Source organism: Bradyrhizobium sp. 187 (assembly GCF_023101005.1).
Classification (GTDB): Bacteria; Pseudomonadota; Alphaproteobacteria; order Rhizobiales; family Xanthobacteraceae; genus Bradyrhizobium; species Bradyrhizobium canariense_D.
This window is the reverse complement of record NZ_CP064693.1, coordinates 651,483-667,549: the sequence shown is the minus strand read 5'-3', so window position 1 is coordinate 667,549 and position 16,067 is coordinate 651,483. Positions and strand designations below refer to the sequence as shown.

The window sequence follows — 16,067 nt, the reverse complement described above, 5'->3', positions numbered from 1 at the left end:
CCCCTCTCCGAACGTGTGGGACGCGCGGAGAGAGGGACGGGCCGGATGATTTGCCTGCGGAAGACGGGGGTTCGTCCGCAATGCTCCTTCGCCCGAACTCTTTCGTCTTTCTCAGCGCACGCCGACGCGATTGACCGGACCACCGCGATTCATCGGCGTGCCCGCGCGCACGCCGACACCGGGCGCACCGACCCCGGGTGTCGCGACCGCGACTGCGGCGGCCGGCGCAGCGACCACTGCCGCTCTCGGCCGCACCACGCAGCCCTTGGGTATGCCGACCGTCTTGCAATAGACCACCGCCTGCGCCGGGCTCGTGCCCAGCGAGACCGTCGCCGCACCTGCCAGCGCCAAAATTGTCAGCCCGGCGCTCAGCGCTCCCGCTCTTTTCGACATCTTGCTCTCCTGCTTCCCGTTCGGCGTCCCGATGCAATCACCGGGTCTCGCGGCCGACGTGCAGCCTGAATGACAAAAGACGGCGCGCTGATACATGCCATGAAAATGGGGGTACGGCGGCGGGAGGGGCTGGCCGATGCCATGAACATGGCATGGACCTGCGCCCGGCGCTCGCGAGATGGTCCGGCCCGCTTGATCCCAGGCGGGACCAACGACATTCCCAAGGAGGTGTTTTATGAAGATCTCGGTTCTTGCCGTGCTGCTGCTCGCCGCTACCGCCCAGACCGCCGCTGCGCAATCCGGTCCGACGCCGCAGGAGCAGATGACCTGCCGAAGCGACGCGAACAAATTCTGCGCCGAACATATCGGCAAGCCGCCACAGATGAATGCCTGCCTGCGCGAGAACAAGTCGAAGCTTTCGGACGGCTGCCGCAAGGTCGTGGAGTCACACGGCGGGTGAGTGCTCGCGTCCACAACACAAATCTCGGCGGCGTCAAAGCCGTCAGGCCATAGACGTCGATGCGCCGGTCATAGGTCGGGCGCGCGCACGACGGCGAGGATGGACGCTAATCGTCGTCGCCGAATAGCCTGATCTGCGGAAAGCCGCCGCGCGGCCTGCTCGGGACCTCGCGCGCATCGGCATCTTCGCGGATGTTGCGCGCGACGTCGTCCCAATCGGTGCGGTCGCGCATCCCACGCGGATCGCGGAAATCGTAGTGGCGGCGCTCGGCCCAGCGCTCACGGCGCTCCGTCCGGCGCCGTTCAGACGTGGCGCGCTTGACGTCAGAATCCCTGGCCTTGGCATAGGCGTTGTCGGATGAGGATGACGGCTCTGTCGATGCTTGCCGCTCGGCAGGCTTTGCGACTTGCGGAGGCGACGCCGGTGGCGGTTTCGGGGGCTCCACCGCTGCCGCCTGCGAAGGCTGTTGCGCTGGCTGTTCAGCGTTGGCTTGAGTGGTCTGCGTGTCGGGCTTCACCGCTTCGGACTTTGCCTCAGGCTTGGACTCGGCCTTGGCGTCGGATTTGGCTTCGGCCTGCGCTGGCGCGGCGACCATGGCGCCGAAGGCTTGCGAGCCGGTGAGATATTGCAGGCGCTCGGATGGCGCTTCCGTCGTGGCGGGCTTGGCGTCAGCGCGCTGCGCGATCTTGCTGGTATCAGGCCCCTGCTTGGGCGAGACCGGATTCATGATATTGCCGGCGACAATGCCGCCGCCGAGACCAATGGCGATGGCTGCGACGATGGTTCCTGCACCGACGAAATAGGCTGTCGAGGCGCGCATTGGTCCACTCCCTCTTTGGAGCGGGCAACGCTTGTCAATTGCAGGATGTTCCCGATATAGCCGCAGTTCCGGAAGGAACTTGCGCGTCAGATCTGCTGCGCCACCTTCTCGAGCCCAATGATGCGGGCGAGCTTGCGCACTTCCTCTTTCTGGTCGTCACGCAGCTGGAACAGCAGCGGCATCGCGGCCGACTTCAACTGCTGGACCTCGTCGCAATTGGGATCGATCGGCACGCCCTGCACGTTCGGATTGGACAGCTTGTTTGCCGAGATCTTGCGGACAACGTTGCGCAGCGCGGTCTCGACCGACGGCCAGTAATATTCCTGCGACGACGACAACTTCAGACGGTCCCTGATGCCCGCAATCTGTACGTCGGACAACAGCGAATAGGATTTCTGCGGCTGCGGCTTGGCGACGACCTTCGGCTTGGCCGGGACTTCGACGGCAGGAATCTCTGCAGCGGCCGGAGCCTCGTTCACGCTCGCCTTGGGCATCGGGAAATCGGATGGCGTGGCGGCGGCAAACGCCTGACGCAGCGGCTCGGTCAGCACGGGCATTTGCGAGAGCTTGTCCGCCGGAACCTGAACCGGGTCGATGGCGGCCGAGGCTAGCGCCAGCGTCGGAACCAGACGGTCGGCCTTGGCGGCCCGATTGGTTGCAAGCAGCTTGGGCGCCGGCGCCTGCGTGATCATTTCGGCGCTGACGCTGGGCACGCTATCGCGGCCGAGAATGGCGGTGGTGGCGGCGCCGAGGACGAGGAAGCAGGTCAACACGACGATGGTGATGGCTTTCGACAAACGTCTCTCCGCAACCGGCTTCAAGTCCACGTGATCACTGCCCGCAAACTGGGCGAAAATTAAGGCTTAACCGTGCCATCGCGGCGGCAATCGCGCGGACTGCGGCGACATGATCTGGAAAGGTCAACAAAATCAAGCAGCTAGCGCCAGATCGTAAGCGTCCTGGATGTCGGCCACGATCTCCGAGGCCTCCCAGACTCCACGCGGCTCGACCGATTGCAGCGCCACCGTCCAATTGCCGCCCCGGCGGGTGCGGGGGACGCTGACGATGTCGAAGCGAACATTGCGGCACAGCGGGTGGCGGGCCAGCGCATGGGCCACGCGAACGCGAATTTCGTCCAGCGAAGCCGCCGTCTTGGCGTTGAGAAAGTCGAAGTCCATCGCCTGTCCCTCTCGGTCCTGATTGGCGCCTGAGGGGATTCTGGGCGATCGATGGTTAATCTGCCGTTAAGTGACCGCTTCTAAGGAGCGCTCGACTAACTGTGATGGAGGGGACGGGCCCTGTCGGTCTCCGGTTTTTACGGGGAGAGGCGGCCACCCGCCTCTCGATACTCCGCGACCGTCCGCGCGACGAGATCGTTGGCCTCCATCACTTCGGTTACACCCGATATCGAATGCCCGCCGCTCCAGATATCGCGCCAGCGCTCGGGGCGGCTCTCGCGCGCGTTGACTTCGATGTCCTTGCCGACGTCGATTGCACCGCGCGCCGGCAGATCGTCGGGGTCGAGACCGGCTGCCAGGATCGACGGCTTGAGCATGCTGGTCTGCAGGCCCGTGAACGCGGTGGTCAGCAAGATGTCGTCCGCGCTGCCGTCGACCAGCATTTGCTTGTGACGCTCATCCGCCATGCTCTCCCGCGTCCCGATGAACTTCGTACCCATGTAGCCGAGATCGCAGCCGAGCACTTCGGCCGCGCGCAATGCGTGGCCGTCGCTGATGCCCCCCGCGAGCACGATGATGCCATCGTAGAACGCACGCACCGCGCGGACGAAGGCGAACGGGTTGAGCCAGCCGGTTTGCCCGCCCGCGCCGGCGGTAAGCAGCACGAGCCCGTCGGCACCTGCTTCCGCCGCGCGTTCGGCGTGGCGGATCGAGGCAACATCCGCAAGCACCAATGCGCCGACGTCGTGCAGCGGCTTGAGCACCGTCGTGGGCGAGCCGACCGAGGTGATGACGATCTCCGGCCTGTGGTGCAGCAACACGGCGAGATCCTGCTCCAGCCGTGCATTGGAGCGGTGCACGATCAGGTTTGGGCAAAGCGGCGCGGCCTTTCGGCCGGTTTGATCTTCATGCCGCCGCAGCCGCGCTTCGATGTCGGTGAGCCATTCATCGAGTTGTTCGGTGCTACGGCAATTCGCGGTGGGGAAGCTGCCGATCACGCCGTTGCGGCAGGCCGCGACCATGAGCTCGACGCCCGACACCAGAAACATCGGCGCGGCAATCAGCGGCAGGGCGAGACGACCGTGGAAATGTTGCAGCCGATCTGACGTCACGCGTGCCTCCCTCGCGCGGGCTTAGTCGTTCCATCCCGCATTCCCTGTGCTAGCGTCGCGGTAAACATTGGCACGCCGGAAGCCGATAACAAAGCAGCGAGGAAACATATGTCCGATCCGCTCCATGCATCGTCCCCGACTTGCGCGCAGGCGCTGCGGGCGCTGTCGCGCTATCCGGGCCGAACCGCGTTCGCGTGGCCCGGCGGATCGCTGAGCTATCAGGGCACCATCGACCTGATCGGGCGCATCCAGGGCGTGTTCATGCGGCTTGGATTGCAGCCCGGCGCGCGGGTCGCCTTCCTCACCGCGAACCGCGCCGACACCTGGTGCGCCGGCGTTGCCGCGCAATTGTCGCGGCTCTGCGTCACCTGGCTGCATCCTTTGGGATCGCCGGGAGACCAGATGTTCCAGCTCGAGGATTCCGAGGCCGAGGTGCTGGTGGTCGATGCGGCCGCCTTCCACGATCGCGGCGGCGAGCTCGCCGCGCAGGCGACCTGGCTCAAGGCGGTGTTCACCACGGGACCGGCCAACTATGGCGTCGATCTCTTGCAGGCGATCGAGATCGAAGGCCATGCCAGCGCGCATTGCCTCGCCCGACCCGACGACCTCTCCACGCTGAATTACACCGGTGGCACCACCGGCAAATCCAAGGGCGCGTTGCGCTACCACCGCGAAAATGCCGGAGCCGCGGCCGCGATCCTCGCCGACTTCGAGATTCCCGATGGCGCGCGCTACCTCGCGGTGGCACCGATCAGCCATGTCGCCGGCACGAAAGTGCTACCGACCTTGATGCGGGGCGGCACCGTGCACATGCTGAAGGGTTTCGATCCCGAGGCGGTGCTGGGGACTATCGCACGCGAGCGCATCAACTTCACGCTGTTCGTGCCGACCATGGTCTATGTGCTGCTCGATCATCCCGCATTGAGCAGGACCGACCTCTCCTCGCTCGAGCTGGTGCTCTACGGCGCCTCCGCGATGTCGCCGAGCCGGCTGGTCGAGGGCATCGAACGGATCGGGCCGGTGTTCTCGCAGCTCTACGGCCAGACCGAATGCTACCCAATCTCGGTGCTGCGCAAGGCGGATCACGATCCCAAAACGCCCGAACTGTTCCTGTCCTGTGGCTTCCCGATCGCGGCGTGCGAGGTCAAGATCCTCGACGACAACGACCAGGAGGTGAAGACGGGCGAGGCCGGCGAAATCTGCGTGCGCGCTCCGCATGCGATGGCGGAGTACTGGAAGCGGCCCGACACCACCGCCGAGACGCTCAAGAACGGCTGGGTGCACACCGGCGACATCGCTCGTAAGGACGATCGCGGCTACATGTTCATCCTCGACCGCAAGAAGGACATGATCGTCTCCGGCGGCTTCAACATCTTTCCGCGGGAAATCGAAGACGTGCTGTCACAGCACGCCGATGTGGCCATGGTTGCGGTCGTCGGCATCCCCGACGAGAAATGGGGCGAGGCCGTGACCGCTGTCGTCGTCCTGCGCGAAGGCGCAAAACCTGACGCCGATGAACTGATCAATCTGGTGAAGACGCGAAAAGGCTCGGCTCATGCACCGAAGCAGATCCAGTTCGTCAAGCAACTCCCGATGACCGGCGTCGGCAAGGTCGACAAGAAGATGCTGCGCGCGAGCTTTTGGAGCGGGCGGGGCCGGATGGTGGGATAGATAAGGTGCCTCACCGCTTCTCGATCACCAGGCTTTGCACGGCTCGGCCGAAATAGCCCTGCCGGTCGGCGAGCCGCGACATCGCAAGCCCGGCACCATCGGGGCCGATCCAGGAATCACCGTCGAGCAGGATCCATTCGCCGACCGGCTGGCGCGCAAAGCTCACGGTGAGGTCAGCGTTGATGTAGGTCCAGGCGCGGAAATCGAGCGACGAGGCGGTGCCGTTGGAAAAATCGGCCGCGACCACGGCGCGCGTCGCCTGGGAGAGCGGTTCGCCCGCGATCAGGGGATGGTCGACGCGAAACCAGATCGCGCCGGCGCCGGCTTGCCCGAAGCGGCCGCGCGCAGCGCGCATCGAGACTGAACGTACGAACGGGCTGGTAGCGGCATGACCGTCCTCGAGCAGCGAGTCCTCCGGCGACGGCAGCGTAACCGGCAGCGCCTTGACGTGCTCGGGCAGCGTCAGCGCCTGGCGCTTGATCTTGAGCACGGTGGCGCCGACCACCTGGACGCCGTCGGCGAGCAGCTTGACTCCGCAGAGCTGGATCTTGCGGCCCTCGCGCAAGATCTCGGTCGCGATCGTGAGTGGTGCCACCGGCACCGGGCGCATCAGGTCGATGGTGACGCGCGCGATGTCCATTGCAACTGGCGTCGGAATGCGCTCAGCCGCCCACGTCACCAGCGCGGCCGGCGCCGAACCGTGCTGCATACGCCGGTCCCACGGGCCCGCGGCATCCGGGCTGGTGACGACGCTGTCGCCGTCGATGCGGTAGATGGGAGGCATCGTTTCTCCGTGATGCACATTCGGTGCTGAGCAAAAGCTGTCGTCCCGGCGAAGTTCACAACGGCGGATCGACCGCCTCGTCGTATTCCTTCTTGAAGCGCGCGATCATTTCGGCGGCTGGCACGATGCCGTCGATGCTGCCGACGCCCTGGCCCGAACCCCAGATTTCCTTCCAGGCTTTTGGCTTGGCGCGCTCGCCGGAGGCGTCGGTGCCGAAGTTCATCTTGGAGGGATCTGACGTCGGCAGGTTCTCCGGATCCATACCGGCGGCGAGAATCGACGGCTTCAGATAGTTGCCGTGCACGCCGGTGAACAGGTTGGAATAGACGATGTCGTCAGCCGTCGCGCCCGCGATCATCTCCTTGTATTTGTCGACGGCATTGGCTTCCTTGGTGGCGATGAAGGCCGAGCCGATATAGGCAAAGTCGGCGCCAAGTATGCGCGCGGCGCGGATCGCCTTGCCGTTGCCGATCGCGCCCGACAGCGCGATCGGGCCGTCGAACCATTTTCGCGTCTCGGCGACGAACGCCAATGGCGAGATCGTGCCGGCATGGCCGCCGGCGCCCGCGGCGACCAGGATCAGGCCGTCGGCGCCCTTCTCGATCGCCTTGTGCGCAAACTTCTGGTTGATCACATCGTGGAAGACGATGCCGCCCCAGCCGTGCACGGCCTGATTGAGCTCCTCGCGTGCGCCGAGCGAGGAGATAATCATCGGCACCTTGTACTTGGCGCAAAGCTGCATGTCGTGATCGAGCCGGTTGTTCGACTTGTGCACGATCTGGTTGACCGCAAACGGCGCCGACGGCTTGTCGGGATGCGCGCGATCATAGGCCGCGAGCTCTTCGGTGATGCGCGCCAGCCACTCGTCAAGCAGCTCCGGCGGCCGCGCGTTCAGCGACGGAAACGAGCCGACCACGCCCGCCTTGCACTGCGCGATCACGAGATCGGGCACCGAGATGATGAAGAGCGGCGAACCGATCACGGGGATCGACAGGCGTCCCTTGAACAAGGCAGGCATGGACATTGCGAGACGATCCTCTGTTGGCGGTCACATCGAAGTTGGGAGCCATACCAACAAGGCAATCTTTCCACTGTCAAGTATTGCGTTTTAGCGCCGTGGAGGGACGCCGTTACCGCAATTCCAAGCCGCGGAATTCAGCGCGGACCGACGACATCACGCAAGCAAATCCGGATTGATCAGCCGCTCGAACGAGAACATCTCGTCCCATTTCTCCTGGGTCAGCAGCTTGCGCTCGACGACGACGATCTGATGCAGCGACTTGCCGCTCTTGTAGCCCTCGCGCGCGATCTCGGCGCATTCCTTGTAGCCGAGCAGCGGCTTCAGCACCGTGACGATACCGAGCGAATTCAGCACCATGTTGCGGGTGTGCTCCTCGTTGGCAGTGATGCCGACGACGCAATTCTCACGCAGGCTGTTGACCGCGCGCTCCATGGTGCGGATCGAGAAGAACAGCGCGAACGAGATCACCGGCTCCATCACATTGAGCTGGAGCTGACCCGCGGACGCCGCGAGCGTCACGGTGGTGTCGAGCCCGATCACGAGGAAGCTAGTCTGGTTGACGACCTCGGGGATGACAGGATTGACCTTGCCGGGCATGATCGAGGAGCCCGGCTGAAGCTGCGGCAGGTTGATCTCGTTGAAGCCGGCACGCGGGCCCGAGGCGAGCAGGCGGATGTCGTTGCAGATCTTGGTCAGCTTGCTCGCGGTGCGCTTGAGCACGCCGGAGAGCTGCACATAGGCGCCTGTATCCGACGTCGCCTCCACGAGATCGCCTGCTAGGATGAAGTCGACGCCGGTGAGCGCGCTCAGATGCCGGACCGCGAGCTTGGGATAGCCGTGCGCCGCGGTGACGGAGGTGCCGATCGCGGTGGCGCCGAGATTGATCTCGCGCAGCAGCGCGCGGGCCTCGGAGATTCGATCGACCTCCTCGCCCATGGTGGTGCCCCAGCCGCGGAATTCGGCGCCGAGCGACATCGGCACCGCGTCCTGCAAATGGGTGCGGCCCATCTTCAGCACGCGCTCGAACTCCCTGCCCTTGGCGAAGAACGCCTCCTGGAGCTGACGCAGCGCCGTCATGTAGCTCTCGAGCCGCAGGATCAGCGCCAGCCGAAAGGCGGTCGGATAGGTGTCGTTGGTGGACTGGCCGTAATTGACGTGATCGTTAGGGCTGACGTGCTGGTAGTCGCCCTTGGCAAAGCCGAGCGATTCCAGCGCGAGATTGGCGATCACCTCGTTGGCGTTCATGTTGGTGGAGGTGCCGGCCCCGCCCTGGATGAAGTCGGTGACGAACTGGTCCATCATATCGCCGGCGATGACGCGATCGCAGCCCACGATGATGGCTTCCGCGACTTTGGTGTCCACCGCGCCGAGATCGCGGTTGGCCATGGCGGCGGCCTTCTTGACGTAACCAAGCGCCTTCACGAAGTAAGGCTCCTGGTTCATCGGAATGCCGGTGATGTGGAAGTTCTCCTTCCCGCGGATGGTCTGGACGCCGTAATAGATGTCGTCGGCGATCTCACGCTGTCCGAGGAAGTCCTGCTCCGTGCGGCTCATGGGCGCTCCTTGCTTGCTCGCGCGACGTCCTCAGTTCTGGCACAGCGCGCTGGTGACGAAGGTATCAGTGCGGCAGTCATCCGGTTTGCGTTGCCTGCCCGGGATCAGAACCTTGGCCGAGCACTTTTCCGCGGAGTCGGCATTCAGGCTCTTGCCTTCCGTGTAGCCCTTGCTCTGGCAGAGTTTGTCGGCGGCGAGCTTGCAGTCGGGCGCGCCGTTCGACGAGGCCGGACAGGCCACGCGTCCCGACACCATGGTCGACGGCTTCGCCAGGCGCGACAAATCGTTCATGGTCTCGCTCGGGCTTTTGATCGGCGGCAGGATCGAGGGCAGCTTTTCGAACAGCTTGCCCATTTCGTTGATCAGCCCGGGGTTTTCCTCGTGCGCCGGCGGCGACGAAGGAGCTGTCGAGGGCGCCGGTGCGGCCTGCGGTCCTTGCTCCTGCAAGCCGAGCGCCGGCGGTGCGGATTGCGGCCATCCGGTACCGCCGGCAGCGAGCAGGACCGAAAGCGCCGCAAATGTCAGCGTGCCCAGTCGCAGGACCGGATTGCCGGATCGAAGCATCATGGCAACCGTAGCCGAACGAGGCGCGGTGGCAAAGCGCCTTGGGCGTTAGATCAATTTGATTGCGACGACAAAGCCGAGCACGAGCACCGCGGCGCCGATTGCCACCACCAATCCGAGATGCTTCTCGATCTTGATCCGGATCCAGTCGCCGTAGCGGTTTAGCAGGATCGCCACGATAAAGAAGCGCCCGCCACGCGCCACGATCGAGCACAGGATGAAGAGCCCGAGATTGTAGCCGGCAAAGCCGGACGTGATGGTCACGAGCTTGTAGGGGATCGGCGTGAGGCCCTTGAGCAGGATGATCACGGCGCCCCATTCGGCATAGGAGGCGCGGAAGGCGTCGACCTTGCCGCCGAGGCCATAGACTTCGATCAGCCAATGGCCGACCGAGTCGAAGAGCAGCGCACCGATAGCGTAGCCCAGAAGGCCACCCAGCACCGACGTCGCAGTGCAGATCGCCGCATAGACCCAGGCGCGTTGCGGGCGCGCCAGTGACATCGGGATCAGCATCACGTCCGGCGGGACGGGAAAGAAGGAGCTTTCAGCGAAAGCCACGGCGCCCATGATCCAGAGCGCGTAAGGCTTGTGAGCGGCGTCGATGCACCAGTCGTAAATACGTTTCAGCATGGCGCCGCGATGAAGCACCATGGGACGGATTTGTCCATGCCGAGATGGGACCGATTTGTGCCAATACTAGTGGCGCTTGCGCGCGGTGCGGCCTTCGAGCGCGACGATTGGCCGCCTGGCGGCGACACGCGGTGACGCAACTTTGGGCAGTTTCATAGCCGACTTCGGCAGTTTCTCGGCGATGCCGAGCATGTCTTCACGCCGCGTCATCTCGCGCCAGACGTCCTCGGGGCGCACGCCGGCCGAGGCCCAGAGCACGGTCAGATTGTAGAGTAGATCTGCGCTTTCCCGGATCACGGCTTCGCTATCGCCGTTGACCGCGTCGATGACGACCTCGATGGCCTCTTCAGCCAGCTTCTTCGCCATTTTTGACGGGCCGCGCTGAAACAGCCGCGCTGTGCGCGATGTTGCCGGATCAAGGTCCCTGGCCGCGAGCACAGCCAGATATAGCCGCTCAAGCGAATCACTCATGTACGCGACGCTACTCTAAACCCATGGCCAGCGCGTTAACGCGCGATAGTAGAGCCCAAAAAGGGGCCGCCGCGGCAAGCACGACGGCCCGTTTGTGGTCAACCTTTTGTTGTGGCCAAAACTAGTAGCAGTTGGTGCGGTGGCCCTGGCCGCAGAGCTCCGACGGAGCCGTGCCGCCGTAACGCTGATACTGGTAGTTCGGGCCGGGTCCGTAATACGGGCCGTCGCCGTAATAGGCAGGGCCGCTGTAATAGGCGGGGCCGCCATAATAGGGGCCATCGTCATAGGCGTAGGCGTTGCGGGTCGCGGCGATCGCAAGACCGGTGCCGACGATGCCGGCAAACGCTGCAGCAGCCGCCGCGCCACCGCCGCCACCATGCCAATGACGGCCGCCCGCGTAGGAAGCGGTCGGGGTTATTGCGGTCAGCGCCAGCACCGCGGCGGTAGCGAGAACGGCCTTACGGCCGGCAAATCCTGAAAATCTGTCAAACATGTCCTGGACCCTCCTTGGGACCTCGAATGGTGCCTGATGACAGGCTCGTGTCTCTCAAACACCCGCATCCCATGTTGGGTTCCCCAACCCCAACACAAGCTGAACGGGGTTGCGTGATCGTGACGCAACCGCCGCTCATCCGCCGTTCATGTTGGCGCGAACAAGCTTGTCGCCAGCCGGCGCTCCGAGCGTCACCAAGCCATAACAACACCGGACCGGCGCGACTGATGTTCGAATTCACGACAATTGCTCTTCGCGGTCTGCTGGCCGCTGCAATCTCGCTTGCGGTGCTGACTGCGCGCGATGCTACCGCGGCCGAGACCGTCGTGCCCTCCATTGCGATCCACTTCACCTTCGACCGCCCGATCGATGCGAGCATGGCGCCGTTCTTTCTTGCCGCCAAGGACGGCAGCTTCGGCGCCGAACGTCTCAACGTCTCCTTCAGCAGCGCGGCCGGATCGCCGGAGGCGCTTGCGCGCGTCGCCAAGGGCAACAGCGAGCTCGCGCTCGTCGACATCAACGAGCTGATCCGCTTCCGCGACAAGGATGCGACCCCGGTCAAGGCGGTATTCGTGCTGTTCAACCGCGCGCCCTACGCGATCGTCGCCCGCAGGAGCCGCGGCATCCACCTCCTGCCCGACCTGGACGGCAAAACCGTCGGCGTTGCCGATAGCGATCTGTCGATGCGGCTGTGGCCGGCGCTGGCGCAGCAGAACGGCATCGACACGGCTCACGTGAAATTCCACAAGATCAGCGCCGCGGTGCGCGAGCCGATCCTCTCCGCGGGACAGGTCGATGCCGTCGCCGGCTTCAGCTATCTCTCGGCAGTGAACCTGCGCGACCGCGGCGTGCCAGGCGGCGATCTCGTCGCGCTTCGCTATGCCGATTATGGTTGCGAGGCCTATGGCTTTGCCGTCGTGGTCAACCCGGCTTTCGCCGCGGCCAAGCCGGACACCGTGAAGGGATTCGTCCGCGCATTGATCGCCGGCATCAACGCGACCGTCAAGGACCCGGCGCGTGCGGCGGACGAAGCCGCGAGCCGCATCGACGGCGGCGATCGCGATCTTGAGCTGGAGCGGCTGCGCACCGTCCTCGTCGACAACATCCTGACGGACGAGGTCCGTCGCAACGGCCTCGGCGACATCGACCCGGCGCGCATGGATCGCGCGATCGACCAGATCGGGCAGGATTTCAAATTCCGCAACCGGCCGGCGGCGGGCGACATCTTCGACAGCGGGTTCTTGCCGCCAGTTGCAGGGCGGTTGATCAACTGAGCAAAACCGACAGCTTCCGCTATATCTCACGGGCGATCCCTGATTAGAGTATGCGCTCACTCCGTTCCAGCCGCCCGAGCTCCTCGCCCATGCCCATTCTCCGCCTCTACACCCGCGTTCTCGAGCTGCTCGGTAAGGAGGCACGGCTGGGCTGGCTGCTTGCGGTCGTCAATCTCCTGCTTGCGGGCTCGCAATTCGCCGAACCGGTGCTGTTCGGCCGGATCGTCGATGTGCTCTCCGGCAAGACGGTCGCAGGCTCCAACTCGGCCTGGCCGTTCCTGGTTGCATGGGTCGCGTTCGGACTGTTCACCATCGTCTGCAGCGCGGTCGTAGCGTTGCAGGCCGACCGGCTCTCCCACCGCCAGCGGCAGGCGGTCCTGACGGACTATTTCGAGCACATCCTGCAGCTGCCTCTGACCTTCCATTCGGGCACCCATTCGGGCCGGTTGATGAAGGTGATGCTGAACGGCACAGATGCGCTGTGGCGGTTATGGGTCGGCTTCTTTCGAGAGCATTTTGCCGCGATCCTCTCGGTCGTGGTGCTGCTGCCGCTATCGCTCTACCTGAACTGGCGGCTTGCAATCCTGCTGTTCGTGCTCTGCATCGTCTTCACCGCGCTGACCACCTTCGTGGTGCGCAGAACCTTCGGCATGCAGATGGAGGTGGAGGAGCACTACAGCGAGCTCTCCGCGCGCGCGTCCGACGCCCTTGGCAACGTCGCGCTGGTGCAGAGTTTCGTCCGCGTCGAATCCGAGGTGAAGGGCCTGCGCTCCGTCGCCGACGAGTTGCTAGCGGCGCAAATGCCGGTGCTGTCGTGGTGGGCACTCGTCACCGTCATCACGCGCGCCTCCACCACGATCACCGTGCTCGCGATCTTCACTTTCGGCATCGCGCTGCACGACCAGGGGCTGACCTCTGTCGGCGAGATCGTCATGTTCGTGAGCTTCGCGACGCTTCTGATCCAGAAGCTGGAGCAGGTCGTGAGCTTCATCAACAACGTGTTCATGGAAGCCCCGCGCCTGCGCGAGTTCTTCAACGTGCTCGATGCGGTTCCTGCGGTGCACGACCGGCACGACGCGATCGATGCGGGTCGGCTCTCCGGCCTCGTCGAATTCAACGACGTCACCTTCTCCTATGACGGCAAGCGGCCGGCGGTCGAGGACCTCTCCTTCACCGCGCTTCCCAGCCAGACCATCGCACTGGTCGGCGCGACGGGCGCCGGCAAGTCGACGGCGATTGCGCTGCTGCATCGCGCCTTCGATCCGCAGTCCGGCTTCATCAGGATCGACGGCATGGACGTGCGCGGGGTGACGCTGACATCGCTGCGGCGGAACATCGGCGTGGTCTTTCAGGAGGCGCTGCTGTTCAACCGCTCGATCGCGGAGAATTTGCGCGTCGGCAAGCCGGACGCCACCGAGGCCGAGATGCGCAAGGCGGCGGAGCGCGCGCAGGCGCTCGAATTCATCGAGCGCAGCGGCGGCTTCGAGACCAATGCCGGCGAGCGGGGCCGGATGCTGTCGGGTGGTGAGCGCCAGCGGCTGTCGATCGCACGTGCACTGCTGAAGGATCCGCCGATCCTGATCCTGGACGAGGCGACGAGCGCACTCGACGCCGTCACCGAGGCCAAGGTGAATACCGCTCTCGACGAAGTGATGAAGGGCCGCACCACCTTCGTGATCGCCCACCGTCTCTCCACCATCCGCAATGCCACGCGTATCCTGGTGTTCGAGAACGGGCGCGTGATCGAAAGCGGAACTTTCGATGAACTCGTGGCCAAAGGCGGCCATTTCGCCGACCTCGCCAGGGCTCAATTCATGGTTCAGGAGAACGCACGGGCCAGCGTGACAGCGGCTGAGGCTGCCGCGACGGCCGCCAAGTCGCCTTAACAAGCCGCCTTGGCAAGTCCCCATCGTATCGTCGAAATTCGGCCCATTTCATTGCGGAATACCCGGCTGATGCCCCTATTCCCGACGCACCAGCCGGTATAGGTTTGCGGCGCCGCAAGCGGCGGCGCTGGATTTCAGAACCGAACATCAGATCACGAGAGCCGACCGGAACCGGCGGGTCTCCAAGGACCGGAATCGGATAGTGCACGCTCTTCGCCCGCTGCTTCGTCAATCCCTGTTCAACCTGTTCGCCGCGGCACTCGCGTGTGCCGCGTTGCTCGCGCCGCGCGCGGCGAGCGCCGAAGCGCTGCTCCTGATCGAGGCCGATAGCGGCAAGGTGCTGCAGGCGGAGAACGCGACCATTCCCTGGTATCCGGCTTCCGTCACCAAGATCATGACCGCCTATGTGACGCTGAAGGCGGTCAAGGACGGCAAGCTCACACTCGACACACTGCTCACGGTTTCGCCGACGGCAGCCTCGCAGTCGCCCTCGAAGATGGGCTTTCGCCCGGGAACGCAGCTTACCGTCGACAACGCGCTCAAGATGATGATGGTGAAATCGGCGAACGACATGGCCGTCGTGCTCGCCGAAGGCGTTGGCGGTTCGATCGATGGTTTCTCGGCGCTGATGAACGACACGGCGCAGAAGCTCGGCATGACGCAGACGAGCTACGTCAATCCGAACGGCCTGCCCGCCGACGGACAGATCACCTCCGCGCGGGATCTTGGCATTCTCGCGCGCTCGTTCCTGCGCGACCTGCCCGAGTACGAGTACTTCGTGCACATTCCGGCAATCCGCTTCGGCAAGCGCGTCACCGGCAATTTCAACAAGCTGATCGGCCGCTATCCCGGCGCCGACGGTTTCAAGACCGGCTTCATCTGCGCCTCCGGCTACAATCTCGTCGCGTCGGCCACCCGCAACGGCCGCCGGCTGATCGCCGTCGTGCTGGGCGCCAACTCCGGGACCGCGCGCGCGGTGAAGGCGGCGCAGCTGCTGGAGCGCGGCTTCTCGCAAGATAATCTCACCTGGCTCCGCCCCTCGCTCGGCACCGTTGACAAGCTGGTCCCGGTCGACGCCTCGCCGCCGAACCTGCGTGACGACATGTGCGGCGGCCATCGCAAGCGGCCGGCCAGCGACGATGACGACGCGCTGATCGCGGCCAATGGCGGCACGTCCGGGTCCGCCTCGGCCACCGGCGGCGAAGCCCAAGTCACCTTCTTCACGGCCGGGCTTCAGCCGCCTCTGATGAAGGCCTCCGAGCTGATGGCCTCGGCCCCGGCGGCGGCCGAGCCCGTGCTGGTGTATACCGGTCCGACCCGCACCGGGACCGCCCTGATCGCGGCGGTCGCGGCCGATGCCGACCAGCAGGCCACGCCAAAGCCGCGTGGCAAGAAGTCGCGCGTCGCCAAAAAGCCCGACGCGGCAGACAAGCCGAAGGATGCCAAGACGGCGGCGGCGAAGCCCGATGCCAAGACGGCGGCGGCCGCAAAGCCGGCCGACGGCAAGTCCGCAGCTAAGCCGGCCGGTACCAAGCATGCCGCAGCCAAGCCCGATGCGGTGGCAAAGCCTGCGGTGAGCGGCGAGGCGGCCAAGCCCGCCAAGCCCAAGGCCGCGACCAAGCCCGCCAAGCCCGCCAACAACAGTTAACAGCCGACGCGAGGCGAGACCGCGCCGCACTTCGCAGTTGCGGCAGCGCCATTTGCAAGGATTCCGGTAGCCACTCCCTGACGTTTGTCCTAAGCCTCGACCGCTTGC

17 protein-coding genes are annotated in these 16,067 nt (G+C 64.8%); 5 read left to right on the top strand and 12 right to left on the bottom strand.

Features of this window, described 5'->3' with window-relative positions; genetic code table 11:
* Positions 1–111: 111 nt before the first annotated feature.
* Complete coding sequence (locus IVB19_RS03265) at positions 112–393, bottom strand: hypothetical protein (protein ID WP_026232471.1); 282 nt, start codon at positions 391–393, stop codon at positions 112–114.
* A 235-nt stretch (positions 394–628) separates the two neighbouring features.
* On the opposite strand from IVB19_RS03265, the gene IVB19_RS03260 reads away from it, so the two are divergent.
* Positions 629–853 carry a cysteine rich repeat-containing protein gene (locus tag IVB19_RS03260; RefSeq protein WP_018453155.1) on the top strand — a complete coding sequence of 75 codons (225 nt, stop codon included), beginning with the start codon at positions 629–631 and terminating at the stop codon, positions 851–853.
* Between the two features lie 106 nt (positions 854–959).
* On the opposite strand, the gene IVB19_RS03255 is transcribed toward IVB19_RS03260, so the two are convergent.
* The 4 genes from IVB19_RS03255 to IVB19_RS03240 form a co-directional block, all read right to left on the bottom strand.
* Positions 960–1,673, bottom strand: a complete 714-nt coding sequence (locus IVB19_RS03255; RefSeq protein WP_018453154.1) for a hypothetical protein — start codon at positions 1,671–1,673, stop codon at positions 960–962.
* A gap of 86 nt (positions 1,674–1,759) precedes the next feature.
* Positions 1,760–2,470, bottom strand: a complete 711-nt coding sequence (locus IVB19_RS03250) for a hypothetical protein (RefSeq protein WP_018453153.1) — start codon at positions 2,468–2,470, stop codon at positions 1,760–1,762.
* Between the two features lie 132 nt (positions 2,471–2,602).
* The gene (locus IVB19_RS03245) at positions 2,603–2,851 is read right to left on the bottom strand and encodes a hypothetical protein (protein WP_018453152.1); all 249 of its coding nucleotides are present in this window, start codon (positions 2,849–2,851) and stop codon (positions 2,603–2,605) included.
* Positions 2,852–2,988: 137 nt separating this feature from the next.
* Positions 2,989–3,963, bottom strand: coding sequence for an NAD(P)H-dependent flavin oxidoreductase (locus IVB19_RS03240; RefSeq protein WP_018453151.1), 975 nt, complete (start codon positions 3,961–3,963; stop codon positions 2,989–2,991).
* Positions 3,964–4,071: 108 nt separating this feature from the next.
* Here IVB19_RS03240 and IVB19_RS03235 point away from each other — a divergent pair, with 108 nt between their 5' ends.
* The gene (locus IVB19_RS03235; RefSeq protein ID WP_018453150.1) at positions 4,072–5,634 is read left to right on the top strand and encodes an AMP-binding protein; all 1,563 of its coding nucleotides are present in this window, start codon (positions 4,072–4,074) and stop codon (positions 5,632–5,634) included.
* Positions 5,635–5,644: 10 nt separating this feature from the next.
* Here the strand turns inward: IVB19_RS03235 and IVB19_RS03230 are convergent, their stop codons facing one another.
* The 7 genes from IVB19_RS03230 to IVB19_RS03200 all read right to left on the bottom strand — a co-directional run bounded on the left by IVB19_RS03230 (position 5,645) and on the right by IVB19_RS03200 (position 11,151).
* Complete coding sequence (locus tag IVB19_RS03230; protein ID WP_247299252.1) at positions 5,645–6,418, bottom strand: thioesterase family protein; 774 nt, start codon at positions 6,416–6,418, stop codon at positions 5,645–5,647.
* A gap of 55 nt (positions 6,419–6,473) precedes the next feature.
* Positions 6,474–7,442 carry an NAD(P)H-dependent flavin oxidoreductase gene (locus IVB19_RS03225; protein ID WP_018453149.1) on the bottom strand — a complete coding sequence of 323 codons (969 nt, stop codon included), beginning with the start codon at positions 7,440–7,442 and terminating at the stop codon, positions 6,474–6,476.
* A gap of 150 nt (positions 7,443–7,592) precedes the next feature.
* On the bottom strand, positions 7,593–8,993 hold the full coding sequence (locus tag IVB19_RS03220) for an aspartate ammonia-lyase (RefSeq protein WP_018453148.1): 1,401 nt from the start codon (positions 8,991–8,993) through the stop codon (positions 7,593–7,595).
* 30 nt (positions 8,994–9,023) lie between these two features.
* A complete protein-coding gene (locus tag IVB19_RS03215; protein ID WP_018453147.1) occupies positions 9,024–9,560 on the bottom strand; it encodes a hypothetical protein in 537 nt (178 codons plus the stop codon).
* A 45-nt stretch (positions 9,561–9,605) separates the two neighbouring features.
* A complete protein-coding gene (locus IVB19_RS03210; RefSeq protein WP_085385485.1) occupies positions 9,606–10,208 on the bottom strand; it encodes a YqaA family protein in 603 nt (200 codons plus the stop codon).
* A 45-nt stretch (positions 10,209–10,253) separates the two neighbouring features.
* Positions 10,254–10,658 (bottom strand): phosphoribosyl-ATP diphosphatase, encoded by a 405-nt coding sequence (gene hisE / locus IVB19_RS03205; protein ID WP_007597487.1) that lies wholly within the window; start codon positions 10,656–10,658, stop codon positions 10,254–10,256.
* Positions 10,659–10,779: 121 nt separating this feature from the next.
* Positions 10,780–11,151, bottom strand: coding sequence for a hypothetical protein (locus IVB19_RS03200; protein ID WP_018453145.1), 372 nt, complete (start codon positions 11,149–11,151; stop codon positions 10,780–10,782).
* 227 nt (positions 11,152–11,378) lie between these two features.
* Here IVB19_RS03200 and IVB19_RS03195 point away from each other — a divergent pair, with 227 nt between their 5' ends.
* From IVB19_RS03195 to IVB19_RS03185, 3 genes are all read left to right on the top strand, one after another.
* Positions 11,379–12,425 carry an ABC transporter substrate-binding protein gene (locus tag IVB19_RS03195; RefSeq protein WP_018453144.1) on the top strand — a complete coding sequence of 349 codons (1,047 nt, stop codon included), beginning with the start codon at positions 11,379–11,381 and terminating at the stop codon, positions 12,423–12,425.
* 89 nt (positions 12,426–12,514) lie between these two features.
* Positions 12,515–14,311, top strand: a complete 1,797-nt coding sequence (locus IVB19_RS03190) for a glucan ABC transporter ATP-binding protein/ permease (protein WP_018453143.1) — start codon at positions 12,515–12,517, stop codon at positions 14,309–14,311.
* Between the two features lie 202 nt (positions 14,312–14,513).
* Positions 14,514–15,959 (top strand): D-alanyl-D-alanine carboxypeptidase family protein, encoded by a 1,446-nt coding sequence (locus tag IVB19_RS03185; RefSeq protein WP_085361117.1) that lies wholly within the window; start codon positions 14,514–14,516, stop codon positions 15,957–15,959.
* Positions 15,960–16,067 lie beyond the last annotated feature (108 nt).

Bases quoted from the DNA above. Each gene is read 5' to 3' on its own strand.
- IVB19_RS03265 (WP_026232471.1), bottom strand. From the start codon at position 393: ATGTCGAAAAGAGCGGGAGCGCTGAGCGCCGGGCTGACAATTTTGGCG.
- IVB19_RS03260 (WP_018453155.1), top strand. From the start codon at position 629: ATGAAGATCTCGGTTCTTGCCGTGCTGCTGCTCGCCGCTACCGCCCAG.
- IVB19_RS03255 (WP_018453154.1), bottom strand. From the start codon at position 1,673: ATGCGCGCCTCGACAGCCTATTTCGTCGGTGCAGGAACCATCGTCGCA.
- IVB19_RS03245 (WP_018453152.1), bottom strand. From the start codon at position 2,851: ATGGACTTCGACTTTCTCAACGCCAAGACGGCGGCTTCGCTGGACGAA.
- IVB19_RS03235 (WP_018453150.1), top strand. From the start codon at position 4,072: ATGTCCGATCCGCTCCATGCATCGTCCCCGACTTGCGCGCAGGCGCTG.
- IVB19_RS03230 (WP_247299252.1), bottom strand. From the start codon at position 6,418: ATGCCTCCCATCTACCGCATCGACGGCGACAGCGTCGTCACCAGCCCG.
- IVB19_RS03225 (WP_018453149.1), bottom strand. From the start codon at position 7,442: ATGTCCATGCCTGCCTTGTTCAAGGGACGCCTGTCGATCCCCGTGATC.
- IVB19_RS03220 (WP_018453148.1), bottom strand. From the start codon at position 8,993: ATGAGCCGCACGGAGCAGGACTTCCTCGGACAGCGTGAGATCGCCGAC.
- IVB19_RS03215 (WP_018453147.1), bottom strand. From the start codon at position 9,560: ATGATGCTTCGATCCGGCAATCCGGTCCTGCGACTGGGCACGCTGACA.
- IVB19_RS03210 (WP_085385485.1), bottom strand. From the start codon at position 10,208: ATGGTGCTTCATCGCGGCGCCATGCTGAAACGTATTTACGACTGGTGC.
- hisE (WP_007597487.1), bottom strand. From the start codon at position 10,658: ATGAGTGATTCGCTTGAGCGGCTATATCTGGCTGTGCTCGCGGCCAGG.
- IVB19_RS03200 (WP_018453145.1), bottom strand. From the start codon at position 11,151: ATGTTTGACAGATTTTCAGGATTTGCCGGCCGTAAGGCCGTTCTCGCT.
- IVB19_RS03195 (WP_018453144.1), top strand. From the start codon at position 11,379: ATGTTCGAATTCACGACAATTGCTCTTCGCGGTCTGCTGGCCGCTGCA.
- IVB19_RS03190 (WP_018453143.1), top strand. From the start codon at position 12,515: ATGCCCATTCTCCGCCTCTACACCCGCGTTCTCGAGCTGCTCGGTAAG.